This window comes from Glaciecola sp. 1036, assembly GCF_050306235.1.
Taxonomy (GTDB): Bacteria; Pseudomonadota; Gammaproteobacteria; order Enterobacterales; family Alteromonadaceae; genus Glaciecola.
Genome location: NZ_JBLWFH010000006.1, coordinates 210,111 through 223,340, shown reverse-complemented (window position 1 = coordinate 223,340; position 13,230 = coordinate 210,111). Strand labels below are relative to the sequence as shown.

The window sequence follows — 13,230 nt, the reverse complement described above, 5'->3', positions numbered from 1 at the left end:
CATAATATGAAAATAAAACAAGTTGAAATATTTGATATTCATTGCCCTGAGCGCCCGCCTTGGAATCCTATCTTTGTGCGTATCACCACTGACGAAGGCATCACTGGTGTCGGCGAAGCCGGTTTAGCCTATGATTGGGGTCACAGTGCAGCAGCGGCCATGATTAAAGAAATCGCAGAGGCGGTTTTAATTGATTTTGATCCTTTCAAAACCGAACTCCTTTGGTCTCGAATGCTTAGAGAGAGTTTTTGGGGCTTAGGTGGCGGGCCTGTTTTATATGCAGCAATGAGCGCTATAGATACGGCATTATGGGACATTAAAGGCAAGGCCTTAAATGTGCCTGTCTACCAATTACTAGGTGGTAAAACCAACGATAATTTACGCACCTATGCAAGTCAATTACAGTTTGATTGGGATGAAGATTGCACCAAAATGCTAACCCCATCTGATTACGCAAAGGCTGCTGAAAAAGCATTAGCTCAGGGCTATGATGCGGTAAAAGTGGATCCTATTGTGTATGACGAAAATGGCGATTCCAGTTTTGATAGAACTAAATTATTTACCCCTAAACAAATGAAACTCTTTGGAGACCGACTAAGAGCCATTCGAGATGCAGTGGGTAACGAGGTAGATATCATATTCGAAGCTCACTCTTTGATGGGCTGTGCATCTGCTATCCAGATGGGCAAAGTCATTGAAGAGGTTAACTGTATGATGTTTGAAGAGCCAGTTAACTATTTAAATTCAGCTGTGCATAAAAAAGTCGCAGAAAATGTAAAAGTACCTATTGCTGGTGGTGAAAGACTCTATCACCGATGGGATGCTAGACCTTATTTTGAAGATCAAAGTATCGATGTTTACCAACCAGATGTGGGTCTTTCAGGTGGCTTTACCGAAACTAAAAAGGTTTGCGACTATGCTGACATTTATGATATTCGCATTCAAGCCCATGTTTGTGGTGGTCCAGTAGCTACAGCGGCCTCGTTACAATTAGAAGCAGCAATTCCTAATTTTCTCATTCATGAACACCATACATATGCAATAAAAGCGTGGAATAGAGAATTATGTGTTCAAGATTATCAACCTGAAAATGGTATCTTTAAGGTGCCTGACTTACCAGGTATAGGTATTGAGCTAAACGATAAAGTCGTTAAACGCTCGCCGAATGTCACGGTAAAATAGACAGTTGAAAGTACTTAAAAGAAGCGAAAGGTACTGTTTATCAGTACCTTTTTTATTTATTCGGTGACAGTGTGGTTAAGCTATAACGTTCTAGGGCATTGGAATACATTAGCTTGTTGACATCCAAACCAAGTGAAACAAGGGCTCTGAACACCATATCCCAGTAGTCTTGATATGAATATGAAAAGAGAACCAACGGGAAATTACTCGCAAAAAGTACTTGCTCTTGACTTAACTCAGAAAGCGCATAATCGCAATACTGCTTTATGCTATCTTCACTAAATGCTCTATTTGTCATTTCAAATCCGGACACTTTTACAGCTAGCGCTTTAAATTGTGTTAATTGTTTGAAATTAGCTTGCCAACGTTTGAAGGGCAAGGTCCCGGCAGATGGCGGGAAGCCAAGATGATTAAGCACAATTTGAAGCTCACCAACCTGCTCTAAAATACCAAGCGTCCAGCGACACAGTTCCTGGTCTGCAAGGTCAATTTGAAGTTCAAACAACAACTTCATTTTGCTTAAATACTTAAGATTTTTTATTACATTTTGAGAATCTTTCGCTGCCATTGGTGATTCAATAATATGTCGACCACCACGAAAACTTTTTCGGCTGATTCCTTGGGTAATATTATCAATAAAGTCATCAGGATGTTCCGCGAGGTTCAACACTTGCATGCTCGCCATAGAAATAGTTGCTGATGATTCCCATCGTTCAATTTCCCGCCATCCCTGATTGTTATCATAGCCCGCTTCAATATGTACATATCCAGCTAATTCAAATTGACTATCTAGTTGAATATTCGATTCATTAAAATCGTTAAAAATGATATTTTTATCTGGCCAAAATGGTGGATTATGAGGTTGTAACCAATGATAGTCTCCTTTATTAAGGTCAAAGAAATGTAAATGAGGATCGATTATTTTTTGCATCATATTATCGAGCAGTATATCCGCCATCCAAGACTTGTAAGCTACCGGTTATGAATCCAGATTTTTCGGACGCTAAAAACAGCGCGTATTCAGCCACTTCTTCTGGTTGCCCTATTCTTCCCACAGGTTGGCATTGAGCTTCTTCTGCATGAATTTTTTCAGGATCGGCACCTGAACGTTGGCAATAGTTATTTATCGCATTCTGATACAGAGGCGTGTCTATTGTGCCGGGGCAAATTGCATTTGCAGTGATACCAAATGACGCATAATCTAATGCTGTCGTTTTAGCCATTGACGCTAACGCATGTTTAGTGAGGTTATAAGCAAATGAGTTGGGCTTACCTACCAACGCCTGCTCAGATGCAATATAGATCACACGGCCAAAATTAGCGTTTTTCATATATGGGAGTACGCTCTGAGTGGCGGAAAACGCGCCTTTAACATTTAGATTAAATAAGTCGACTAAATCTTGCTCACTAGTATTTTCAATGCTTGCTGAATAGTGTTTTCCTGCATTGCAGACAAGGGTATCAACGACTGTATCTTGATAAATTGCTTCAATTTCTTTTCTAACCTGAATGTGGTCAGTTACATCACAGTCTATCCACTGACCAATTTCCCCTTGATTGCAGTCTAGATTAAACACTTTATAACCACTTCGTTCGAATAGTGAACAAATAGCAAGCCCAATACCAGAGCTGCCTCCCGTGACTATTACTGCTCTTCTCATGCGTTTTCCTCAAGAGATTTTACTAAGTACTGAATTTAACCTAGTCTAACCATTATTAGCAAAATAAAAATAATTAATTGTTATTTAAAAACATCTGGTCGATAACCTTAAATAACAAAAGTAATCATTTTTAAACCTTTTAAGGATTTTTGAGCAAATCGTGAGAAAACTGATTTTATTATTAAGTTTAAGTTTGCTGATTAGTTGTCATCCATCGAAAAAAACTGAACCTCTTACCATGATCATGGGGACTTGGTATGGTTTTTATCCTGTCTACTACGCCATGGAAAAAGGCTTAGATAAAAAACACGGCATAAGATTAAAAGTCTTAGAGCCAACTAATATGCCAGATTACCGCAGAAGTTACTTACAATCTCAGGTAGACATAGCCGCTTCTTCTATGCTCGAGTTTACCAATGCGGTCGCCTTAACAAATATGCAGCTCACACCTATCGTAATTACTGACTATTCCAACGGTGGCGATGTGGTGATCGCGGATAAAAAATTTCAAACACCAGAACAACTTAAAGGTGCAAGAGTTGCCGTTCCGTCAAATGGAATCGGTGAATATGTACTTTCTTTGATGTTTGATTCCCCCGTACCTACCCAATTAATAAAACAAATTTCTATCTCCGAAACCCACTGTGAGCAAGCCTTTAAAGATGGTGGCATTGATGCCTGTGTAACATACCCACCAATTTCTACGAGGCTTCTAGCCAATCCAAAGGTACATAAATTATTTGATACGCAAAACCATCCAGACCAAATTTTCGATATAATTTATGCCAAACCCCATATTTCTGAACAAACCAAAGTTCAATTTAGAAATTTTTGGTTTGACGCCGTCGACCTGATGGAACAAAACACCGACGAGTTTTATCGTTTTGTCGCCAGTGTTGCTGACGTGGATGAAGAAAGCGTCAGAACATCAATGAAAAGCATTAAAATGTTAAATCGTCAGCAACATGGTGAATTATTAGAACAACGAGAATTGCTAAACAATACCTTGGTAAAATCTTGTCGCATTGCAACTGATAGAAACTGCCAGCAATTTCAACAAACCTTTGTGGATTTGTAATATGCGAATAGGTTTAGTGGCAAAACTTTTGATACCGCTGGGAGTCTGCTTTGCGGTTATCACTTATTTTATGACTAACGCTTTATTAGAGCTGTATTACAAAGAATTATTTGAGAATACCAAACAGAATTCTTTGAACATTGCTAGCCAAGCGGCAATGCAAGTTGATGAAGGAAGTAGTTTAGAGCGCCTTAAACGTATAGTCACTGTTATTGGATTAAATGATAATATTCTAAAAGTAGTGATTCTGAATCCCGAAACAGATGAGGTTGTAGCTTCCAGCCAATACAGATTAGCAAAGCAAAACTACGCATATTTGCCAGCGCCAATGCAAGAGGCATATCTTGCCGCAAAATTCGGAGATAACTACTCTTTCACCCAAGAAATAAATAACACATTCGCTCTATCTTACCCTGTGACCACCATCTCCGATGATTATCAGAAAGAACTTAAATTTGTTTTGGTTTTGTACTTTGACACCTATTTAATAGATAAGCGTTATCTTGCCTATAAGCAAGAAGCTATTATTATTGCCTTCTGTTTCTTTTTAATTATCAGTCTATTTACTTACTTACTCATCAGTAAGTTTGTTCGTACACCTTTGGACGTTATCGAAAGAACCATTCAGCAGCAAGCAGACAACAACACCTATCAAAATATTCATCTAAAATCAGGTGATGAGTTCGAACATATCGCAAACGAATTCAACCGATTAAGAAATATTGAAAAACGTAGTTTGATCAATGCTAGAGAGGCTCGGGAAGCGGCGGAAGATCTAGCCACTAAAAAGTCGCAATTTCTGGCCAATATGAGTCATGAACTACGCACACCATTAAATGGGTTGTTAGGGTTGGCACAATTGAGTTTAAACGCCAAGAACAATGCTGAACGCAAACGTTTCTTGCAACAAATGAATAGTACCAGTCAATTGGTACTTTCGGTGATAAATGATGTTTTGGATTTTTCCAAACTCACCGAACAACGTTTAAAACTGAGTGAATCTCATGCCCCTGTCAGTAATTTGATATTAGATGTTTGCTCAATAATGCAAGTCTTAGCCGATCGGAAGTCAATTGAATTTAGAGTAAGCATTCAACCCCAAGTGCCCTTTGCTGTCACAATTGACAAATTACGTGTCCAGCAAATTCTAATTAATTTGCTTAACAATGCTGTCAAATTTACCCAGCGTGGATTTATCCATTTAAATGTCGATTTTAATCTAAACTCTAAACAACAAGGAGAACTTCTTTTAAGTGTTAAAGACAGCGGTATAGGCATACCTCCAGACAAAATCGATATTTTGTTCGATCCCTTTGAACAAGCAGATCCAGCCACATCGAAAGACTATGGCGGTACTGGGTTAGGCTTGTCAATTTCTAAACAACTGGTTGAATTAATGCAAGGGAATATTCAGGTCACTTCAAATGTTGGAGAAGGAAGCGAATTTTTTGTATCTATCCCTTGCCAATTCACTTCATTGACCGAACAAGTTGATAACACACTTGGTGCTACTAAGATCCCTCAAATTGTCTGTGATTTAGAGTTAAATCCTCGTATTACCTATATTTTAGATTTACTCAATAGACAATCTTCTGGTGATACAACAAAGGTTATTGCATTACAAAAAATCGACGATACCTTTAAATTCCCGCCATTTTTATTAAATGAAAAAGCCTTTTTCGACAGTTTATTGCTTAGTTTATCGAATAATTCGACAGAAACTATTCAACAGAAGGCAGAAAATAGGAAGCCCGCGAAAATTCTCTTAGTTGAAGATATCGAGATAAATGCAACCGTCGCCATTAACATGTTGAAAAACTTTGGTCATAGAGTTGTTCATGCATTAAATGGAGAAGAAGCCATAGAAGCATTTAAAAAACATGAGTTTGATATGATTCTAATGGATATCAACATGCCAGTTATGGATGGTTTTAAAGCAACAGAAATTATACGCCAGATGGACAATGATATTATTATTGTTGGATTAAGCGCGAATGTAATGTCAGAAGAAGTCCATAAAGGCTTATCCAAAGGGATGAACGCCTATTTGCATAAGCCTATCGTTCTGCAGGAATTAAAAACTTGTATCAACGAATTATTAGGGACTAAAACCTCTCAATAAGAAAACAGTTTGATCATTGATTTTAGCCTATTTCATGGGACTTTTTACTATGGGTTATGCTAACATCTGCGCACCTTTCTGGGAGAGATGGTGAAATTGAGATGAAAAAAGATGTCTTAGAATTCCTATCAACTGTAGACAATGCTCGTAGAAAAGCCGACGCAGAGGTTTTACTGACTTTATTAGAGGAGGCTTCTGGTTACTCTCCGTATATGCATGGCAGTATGATTGGTTTTGGTCAATATCACTATCAATACGATAGTGGCCACCAAGGGGATTTTTTTGTCACGGGTTTTTCCCCCAGAAAACAAAATCTAGCGGTTTATATAATGCCTGGGTTTACTCAATACCAAGAGCTGCTTGATAAATTAGGCAAACATAAGCTTGGTAAATCTTGTCTATATATAAACAAATTGGATGATATTGATTTATCGATTTTAAAATCATTAGTAACCTTGTCTGTCCAAGACATGCAAAAGAAATATGAATGCAAAGCTCACCCGTAAGTTGGTTTAGTACTGTCCGTATAAACCATGAAACAGAAAAACCTAACGCAAAAATGTTATTTCATATAGCTAAAAAATGTGATGGGTTTGAGGTCATTTGAAGGATCCATCGTGGTATTCTTTGCTTATAAATACACACAACATTGTCGTAGAAGTTTATACAAAACTGCTAAGGAAAATTGAATGAAAGAAAAGTCAGATATTGGATTAGTTGGTCTAGCTGTTATGGGGGAAAACCTCATATTAAACATGGAATCTAAAGGATTTACAGTTACAGCATTCAATCGCAGTTATTCAAAAGTTGAAAAGTTTATAAATGGTCGCGCGAAAGGTAAAAACATCCGTGGCGCTGACAGCGTAGAAAACTTGGTTAAATCATTGGAAACGCCCCGCAAAATTATGCTGATGGTAAAAGCTGGCGCAGCCGTTGATGACTTTATAGAACAACTCATTCCATATCTTGAGCCGGGTGACATCGTAATCGATGGCGGTAACACCCACTTCCCTGATTCAAACCGCCGAACTGAATACCTCGAAAGTAAAGGTTTCTTGTACATAGGTACTGGCGTATCAGGCGGTGAAGAAGGCGCACTTACTGGACCTTCAATTATGCCAGGCGGATCTAAGAAGGCTTGGCCGTTAGTTAAAGATATCTTTCAAGCTATATCAGCCAAAGTCATTGACGAAAATACTAAGCAAGAAGTACCGTGTTGCGATTGGGTTGGAGATGCTGGCGCAGGCCATTTTGTCAAAATGGTACATAACGGCATCGAATATGGCGATATGCAACTTATTTGCGAAGCATACCAATTAATGAAAGTTGTTTTAGGATTAAGCACTGACGAAATCCAAAAAGTCTTTGCTCATTGGAACACCACAGAATTAGATAGCTATTTAATTGATATCACCAAAGACATTTTTGCTTACAGAGATGAAAACGGCGAACCTTTAGTTGAGTATATTTTAGATACTGCGGGACAAAAAGGTACTGGAAAATGGACAGGTGTCACCGCCCTTGATTTAGGCGTTCCTTTAACTCTAATTGCCGATTCAGTATTTGCCCGTTGTATTTCTGCTAAGAAAGAACAACGTGTTGCCGCTTCTAAAGTGGTTTCAGGACCAGAGGTTTCATTCAGTGGTGACAAAGAAGCCTTTATTGAACAACTTAGACAAGCTGTACTAGCAGCAAAAATCGTGTCTTACGCTCAAGGCTATATGTTAATGCATGAAGCCGCGAAAGAATTCGGTTGGGCCCTAAATTACGGTGGTATAGCGCTAATGTGGCGTGGTGGTTGTATTATCCGCTCTGCATTCCTAGGCAAAATTAAAGAAGCCTATGACCAAGAACCCGAATTACAAAACTTATTACTGTCTCCTTATTTTAAAGACACAGTAGAGTCAGCCCAAACAGGCTGGCGAAGAGTGATAGTCACTGCGGTTGAAAATGGAATTGCAGTACCTTGTTTAAGCTCTGCCCTAACCTACTTTGACGGTTTTAGAACAGCTCGTTTACCAGCGAACCTATTGCAAGCTCAACGAGATTTCTTTGGTGCTCACACCTATGAAAGAATCGACAAGCCAAGAGGCGAGTTTTTCCACACTAACTGGACTGGCCGCGGTGGTGATACAGCATCTACCACCTACGATGTGTAATTACGTCTGATATATCCCTTCAATGGTTAAGTAGGAATTACATGCTTTGTAATTCCTACTCACTCAAACCCTATCTTATTCAAAGATCACCTTAAACTCCTATTAAAATAATTTATATTTTTCATACAGTTAGCATACGATACTGTAACCTTTAAACTGGCACACATCTCGCTTCTCCTATTTGTATAATTTATTTTTTATCAGGTAAGGAGAAATCATGACGACTTTATCAAACAAACGCGTAGCCATTTTAGCCACCGACGGATTCGAACAAAGTGAACTTGAATCACCTAAAAAGCATCTACAAGCGTCTGGTGCTCAGGTTGATGTTATTTCACTTGAAAGTGGCACCATTAAAGGTTGGGATGGCGACAACTGGGGGAGCGATGTTAAGGTTGATATTCGATTGCAACATGCGAATGCAGATAACTATGATGCCCTAGTTTTGCCTGGAGGCTTAATCAATCCTGACACTTTGCGTACCAATGACAAGGCAATTGCCTTTGTTAAAGCATTTTTCAAAGATAACAGTAAACCAGTAGCTGCCATTTGTCATGGTCCATGGTTATTGGCCGAAGCGGGTGTAATTGAATCTAAGCAAATCACCTCGTTCCCAAGCATTAGAACCGATGTGGAAAACGCAGGCGCTTTTTGGAAAGACAAAGAAGTGGTGCAAGACGGCCAAATTATTACCAGTCGAAATCCAGGCGATTTAGACGCCTTTAACTCTACAATCGCAAAAGCCCTAGCGGCCTAATACAAATTTATTATTTGCATAGTGAAGTTGGTCGGAAAGTGAATGCTTTTCGGCCTTTTTTATGGCCTTGGGGAGATAAATGGTGCGTCTACCCTGACTCGAACAGGGGACCTCTACCATGTCAAGGTAGCGCTCTAACCAACTGAGCTATAGACGCATGCTGTGAAAGCGCGTGAATATTACCAAGTTAACTTTTTTTCGCAAGTATTTTTGTAATATTTATCGCTTCAAACGGATCGGTTGTACAAATTCTGCCACATTGTCGCTTTGAATTTGATGAAAGAAGGATTCAGCCAAACGATCAGACTCAGAAATGACCGTTTTCCAATACTTAATTCTGTCTTCTGCGGTTAATTTTTTAAAGTCATCTCGGTCCGTTATTTTGCCATAAGGTAATTTTGCAACAAATTCAGCCGAAGGTGCCAAAAGCACAACATTGTCGTAGCTAGTTGCATGGCATTGTCGAGACTTAATATTCTTATCAAACCAGCCTGGCACTGGTGTGGGGTAAAAATGGGGATACAGAACCAGACCCGGCGTATTGATCTTTAAGTCAAAATGATAATCAATTATCCCACCGTCTCGGAACATACCTGGTGCAACACCGGGAATGTTTTCTACACCTTCAATGACCATTGGAATAGAACCAGATGCCATAAGCGACATATGTAAATTATCTTTGGTCAATTGGGCATATTCGGTAGAAAACTCAGCTTCATCAACAAAAGACAAAGGCTGCGTACCGGTTTGAAATATTACCCTAGAAAAACTTTTCTTCAAAAACTGGCGTCCACGCATATTTCGAAAGGCTGCTAAAAGCAAACCTGAACCTTGCTGCAAGCGAGGCTCTTTTGCCACTAATCCATGACAGCGCGCAGCAATAATATGAACTGATTTGCGAGGATTACTTAGAATTTCTTGAACACTGTCGTCATTCACCATATGGCGTAAAACCTCAACGCCTTTTTGGGTGATTTCTCTGGCGTTTGGTTTGGGTGAATATACAGTTGTACTGTAACGCTCTGCTAATCGACTTATCGCGGCACCGGGATCGTTTTGTGCAAAGCAGGCTGTTCTAAATGCCCCTACCGAAGAGCCAATGATATCAATGTGCTGTTCAGAATGATCTAAAAACTCATTAAAAATGACTTTATCAAGTCCCGAGAGCACAAACCATTTCGGTCCTCCAGAAGCACCCAAAAAAGCGGTAAACATCTGCGGGGTTATCCCCTCTTTTTTTATCGTTTTAAGCGCACTTGGCCCAGCGAAAATATCTAAAGCTTGCATCTAACTTCCTTTTTTACCCATTATTGCAAAGAATTCGCATAAAAGGGTAATAAGATTTATCTATCTGCTAACATAATCGTCAATAGGCTGTATAATTGACTATATGTTCAACAACAGGTATTTAATTAGATTATCATATACTTAGTTGTTTGAAAGCATTCAATACACAAGGTTATCCACAGAAATTGTGGATAAACAAAAGTGTGGATTTCGCAATTTAGTTTTAATTACAGATAAGGTGTGAAAGTGTCAAAACAAACATTACAGGTACTAGGTGAAACATTCGCTATACACACATTAGAGCCAGAAAACGACATTCCCGCTAAGGTATTACAATGTGACGTGTATTTTATTGGTAAAACCTATGATGAATTATCATTAGTGGTACCTCAATCTGTGACCATAGATGCGTTAGAAACTGATTTTGATTGGCGGGTTCTTGAAGTGCTCGGCCCACTAAACTTGACAATGGTAGGTATAATGGCCGAAATCGGCGGTGTATTAGCAAAAGCAAAAATCAGTATATTTGTGGTCAGCACCTTTGAAACCGACTATTTTTTAGTCAAAGAAAATGATTTAGAAAATGCTATTTCCTCGCTTATAAAAGCGGGTTACAAAATACAAAAATAAAATAATAAGAGAGAACACATGACAATAATGTACGGCATCCCCAATTGTGACACAGTGAAAAAAGCCAGAAAATGGCTTACTGAACACAATATTGAATATCGGTTTCACGATTATAAAAAACAGGAGGTTGATACCAAGGTGCTAATGCAGGCTATTTCGGCATTTGGAAGCGATACTGTGGTAAATAAACGTGGTACCACATATCGCCAATTGGATGATCAGGTTAAAGCAAACATAAATGACAAATCTGCTATAGAAATACTCACAAAGCATCCCTCTATGATAAAACGTCCAATCTTAGTGCATAATGATACCTTGTTAATTGGCTTTAAAGTCGAGGAATATGAGCAGGTGTTTACGGGTGCGTAATTTAATTAAACTCACTCAAAATCTAATCCAACGGCCTTCTGTAACGCCCGAAGATGCGGGTTGCCAAGACCTTTTTAAAGAGATTTTGCAACCCCTTGAATTTACGTGTGAAACCATGGTGTTTGAAGATACCACTAACCTCTGGGCTCGCCGTGGTACACAAAGCCCTGTATTTTGTTTTGCTGGCCATACAGATGTTGTACCCACAGGCCCAGTTGATCAGTGGCAATATGCACCATTTGATGCGGTTGAGGCGGATGGATTTATTCATGGCAGAGGCGCTGCGGATATGAAAGGCTCTCTGGCAGCGATGCTTTGCGCGACCGAGAGGTTTGTTAATCAATATCCAAATCATAAAGGATCGATTGCATTTTTAATCACCAGCGACGAAGAAGGCCCATTTATTAACGGTACGACTAGGGTGATTGATACCTTAGAAGTGCGTAATGAAAAAATTACCTATTGTATTGTAGGCGAGCCCTCCTCTACGTTAAAAACAGGCGATACCATCAAAAATGGCCGACGCGGATCATTAACGGGTATTTTGAAAGTCAAGGGCATACAAGGTCACGTCGCCTACCCACATTTGGTAAAAAATCCCATTCATTTATTTGCACCGGCTTTAACTGAACTGGCAAATACTATTTGGGATAAAGGGAATGAGTTTTTCCCGCCAACCAGTTTTCAGGTGTCGAATTTAAATGCAGGTACAGGTGCTACTAATGTGGTGCCAGGTGAAATTCATGGGAATTTTAACTTTCGTTTTTCTACCGAAGTAACCGCTGAAGAATTGCAGCGTCGAGTCATTCATATTTTGGATAATCATGGACTAGACTACGAATTAGATTGGATAGTCAATGGACAACCTTTTATTACCTCCACTGGCGCACTAGTGGATGCATGTCGAGATGGTATCAAACAAGTGACCGGTATTGACACTAATCTTTCCACTGCGGGAGGAACTTCTGATGGTCGATTTATTGCCCCTACAGGAGCGCAAGTCGTCGAGCTAGGCCCAGAAAATAATACGATTCATAAAATTGATGAAAAAGTTAGTGTCGATAACTTAACATCATTAGAAGCTATATATTTTGACATTTTAAAACGTCTTCTGGTAGATGAATAATGCTGACTAATGAGCAAATAATGGGAATTGATGAAGCGCATTTATCCCCTATAGGCGAGCATCGTTTGCAACTTGAAGTTACTCAGGCGTTTCAAGCAATGCGGGAAGAAGCTTCGGCTGCAGGCGTTGATCTTCAGATTTGCTCTAGTTTTAGAAGTTTTGAGCGTCAGCTTTCTATATGGAATCGAAAGTGGCAAGGGCAACTCCCGTTAAATACTTTGGATGGCAAAGTGCTAGATGCAGCTTCCCTCAATGACGAAGAGAAAACCCATGCTATTATGCTTTGGTCAGCACTGCCAGGTGCTAGCCGACATCATTGGGGTACAGATTTTGACGTCTACGATAAAGCTAGCGTTGAGCGTCATCAACATGATTTTCAATTGATTCCTGAAGAATATATTGGGCAAGGACCTTGTGCCCAATTGTCAAATTGGCTTAATGAAAATGCTAATTCTTTCGGGTTTTATTTTCCCTATGCAAAATACAAAGGTGGCGTTGCTGCAGAACCTTGGCACATGTCTTATAAGCCAATAGCGCAAAAAATTATAGATACTTTTGACGTTGATTGTTTAGCTCGCCAACTGAATAAATCAGACATTTTAGGCAAAACATTCGTGATCAACAACCTAGACTACCTAGTACAAAGATATACCTACAATAAGGGGGAAACATGTCAATAGGTTGGATTCTGGTCGTAATATTGTTAGTGATAGGCGTGATAGTGGGTAATATTTTGCTACTCAAAGATTCGGCAAAATTTAAATTACCCAAGGATTTCAAAAAACGGCCAGATAGCGAATATGATGGCGATGACGACGACAATAGAGGCTTTTAGACCTCTATTCACTCGCTATTTTTA

At 39.3% G+C, this 13,230-nt stretch carries 14 protein-coding genes and 1 tRNA gene; 11 read left to right on the top strand and 4 right to left on the bottom strand.

Translation table 11 applies throughout. From position 1 onward, the window contains the following. Positions 1-6: 6 nt before the first annotated feature. Positions 7-1,182, top strand: coding sequence for a mandelate racemase/muconate lactonizing enzyme family protein (locus ACNKW3_RS11020; RefSeq protein WP_427399348.1), 1,176 nt, complete (start codon positions 7-9; stop codon positions 1,180-1,182). Between the two features lie 52 nt (positions 1,183-1,234). Here ACNKW3_RS11020 and ACNKW3_RS11015 read toward each other — a convergent pair whose 3' ends face one another. Continuing rightward, positions 1,235-2,116 (bottom strand): amidohydrolase family protein, encoded by an 882-nt coding sequence (locus ACNKW3_RS11015; RefSeq protein WP_427399347.1) that lies wholly within the window; start codon positions 2,114-2,116, stop codon positions 1,235-1,237. A gap of 1 nt (position 2,117) precedes the next feature. After that, on the bottom strand, positions 2,118-2,843 hold the full coding sequence (locus ACNKW3_RS11010; protein ID WP_427399346.1) for an SDR family NAD(P)-dependent oxidoreductase: 726 nt from the start codon (positions 2,841-2,843) through the stop codon (positions 2,118-2,120). Between the two features lie 160 nt (positions 2,844-3,003). Here ACNKW3_RS11010 and ACNKW3_RS11005 point away from each other — a divergent pair, with 160 nt between their 5' ends. From ACNKW3_RS11005 to ACNKW3_RS10985, 5 genes are all read left to right on the top strand, one after another. Beyond that, on the top strand, positions 3,004-3,921 hold the full coding sequence (locus ACNKW3_RS11005) for an ABC transporter substrate-binding protein (protein WP_427399345.1): 918 nt from the start codon (positions 3,004-3,006) through the stop codon (positions 3,919-3,921). Between the two features lies 1 nt (position 3,922). Further along, on the top strand, positions 3,923-6,043 hold the full coding sequence (locus tag ACNKW3_RS11000; RefSeq protein ID WP_427399344.1) for an ATP-binding protein: 2,121 nt from the start codon (positions 3,923-3,925) through the stop codon (positions 6,041-6,043). Positions 6,044-6,144: 101 nt separating this feature from the next. After that, complete coding sequence (locus ACNKW3_RS10995) at positions 6,145-6,549, top strand: DUF1801 domain-containing protein (RefSeq protein ID WP_427399343.1); 405 nt, start codon at positions 6,145-6,147, stop codon at positions 6,547-6,549. Between the two features lie 183 nt (positions 6,550-6,732). Further along, positions 6,733-8,202: a decarboxylating NADP(+)-dependent phosphogluconate dehydrogenase gene (gene gnd / locus ACNKW3_RS10990; protein ID WP_427399342.1), complete on the top strand. Its 1,470-nt coding sequence runs from the start codon at positions 6,733-6,735 to the stop codon at positions 8,200-8,202. 217 nt (positions 8,203-8,419) lie between these two features. Next, positions 8,420-8,959, top strand: coding sequence for a type 1 glutamine amidotransferase domain-containing protein (locus ACNKW3_RS10985; RefSeq protein WP_427399341.1), 540 nt, complete (start codon positions 8,420-8,422; stop codon positions 8,957-8,959). An 80-nt stretch (positions 8,960-9,039) separates the two neighbouring features. Here ACNKW3_RS10985 and ACNKW3_RS10980 read toward each other — a convergent pair. Both ACNKW3_RS10980 and ACNKW3_RS10975 read right to left on the bottom strand, forming a co-directional pair. Then, positions 9,040-9,116, bottom strand: a tRNA-Val gene (locus ACNKW3_RS10980). Positions 9,117-9,178: 62 nt separating this feature from the next. Further along, the gene (locus tag ACNKW3_RS10975) at positions 9,179-10,246 is read right to left on the bottom strand and encodes a patatin-like phospholipase family protein (protein ID WP_427399340.1); all 1,068 of its coding nucleotides are present in this window, start codon (positions 10,244-10,246) and stop codon (positions 9,179-9,181) included. Between the two features lie 246 nt (positions 10,247-10,492). On the opposite strand from ACNKW3_RS10975, the gene ACNKW3_RS10970 reads away from it, so the two are divergent. Genes ACNKW3_RS10970 through ACNKW3_RS10950 form a run of 5 tightly spaced genes read left to right on the top strand, consistent with a single transcriptional unit; the run spans position 10,493 to position 13,206 of the window. Then, a complete protein-coding gene (locus ACNKW3_RS10970; RefSeq protein ID WP_427399339.1) occupies positions 10,493-10,876 on the top strand; it encodes an ACT domain-containing protein in 384 nt (127 codons plus the stop codon). An 18-nt stretch (positions 10,877-10,894) separates the two neighbouring features. Beyond that, positions 10,895-11,245 carry an ArsC family reductase gene (locus ACNKW3_RS10965; protein ID WP_427399338.1) on the top strand — a complete coding sequence of 117 codons (351 nt, stop codon included), beginning with the start codon at positions 10,895-10,897 and terminating at the stop codon, positions 11,243-11,245. Next, positions 11,238-12,371, top strand: a complete 1,134-nt coding sequence (dapE, locus tag ACNKW3_RS10960) for a succinyl-diaminopimelate desuccinylase (protein ID WP_427399337.1) — start codon at positions 11,238-11,240, stop codon at positions 12,369-12,371. Before ACNKW3_RS10965 ends, dapE begins: the two co-directional genes overlap by 8 nt. After that, a complete protein-coding gene (locus tag ACNKW3_RS10955; RefSeq protein ID WP_427399336.1) occupies positions 12,371-13,051 on the top strand; it encodes a M15 family metallopeptidase in 681 nt (226 codons plus the stop codon). Before dapE ends, ACNKW3_RS10955 begins: the two co-directional genes overlap by 1 nt. After that, the gene (locus ACNKW3_RS10950; protein ID WP_427399335.1) at positions 13,042-13,206 is read left to right on the top strand and encodes a DUF2897 family protein; all 165 of its coding nucleotides are present in this window, start codon (positions 13,042-13,044) and stop codon (positions 13,204-13,206) included. Before ACNKW3_RS10955 ends, ACNKW3_RS10950 begins: the two co-directional genes overlap by 10 nt. Positions 13,207-13,230 lie beyond the last annotated feature (24 nt).

Coding starts and splice junctions, on each gene's coding strand:
- ACNKW3_RS11020 (WP_427399348.1), top strand. CDS start 7: ATGAAAATAAAACAAGTTGAAATATTTGATATTCATTGCCCTGAGCGC.
- ACNKW3_RS11015 (WP_427399347.1), bottom strand. CDS start 2,116: ATGATGCAAAAAATAATCGATCCTCATTTACATTTCTTTGACCTTAAT.
- ACNKW3_RS11010 (WP_427399346.1), bottom strand. CDS start 2,843: ATGAGAAGAGCAGTAATAGTCACGGGAGGCAGCTCTGGTATTGGGCTT.
- ACNKW3_RS11000 (WP_427399344.1), top strand. CDS start 3,923: ATGCGAATAGGTTTAGTGGCAAAACTTTTGATACCGCTGGGAGTCTGC.
- ACNKW3_RS10995 (WP_427399343.1), top strand. CDS start 6,145: ATGAAAAAAGATGTCTTAGAATTCCTATCAACTGTAGACAATGCTCGT.
- gnd (WP_427399342.1), top strand. CDS start 6,733: ATGAAAGAAAAGTCAGATATTGGATTAGTTGGTCTAGCTGTTATGGGG.
- ACNKW3_RS10985 (WP_427399341.1), top strand. CDS start 8,420: ATGACGACTTTATCAAACAAACGCGTAGCCATTTTAGCCACCGACGGA.
- ACNKW3_RS10975 (WP_427399340.1), bottom strand. CDS start 10,246: ATGCAAGCTTTAGATATTTTCGCTGGGCCAAGTGCGCTTAAAACGATA.
- ACNKW3_RS10965 (WP_427399338.1), top strand. CDS start 10,895: ATGACAATAATGTACGGCATCCCCAATTGTGACACAGTGAAAAAAGCC.
- ACNKW3_RS10955 (WP_427399336.1), top strand. CDS start 12,371: ATGCTGACTAATGAGCAAATAATGGGAATTGATGAAGCGCATTTATCC.
- ACNKW3_RS10950 (WP_427399335.1), top strand. CDS start 13,042: ATGTCAATAGGTTGGATTCTGGTCGTAATATTGTTAGTGATAGGCGTG.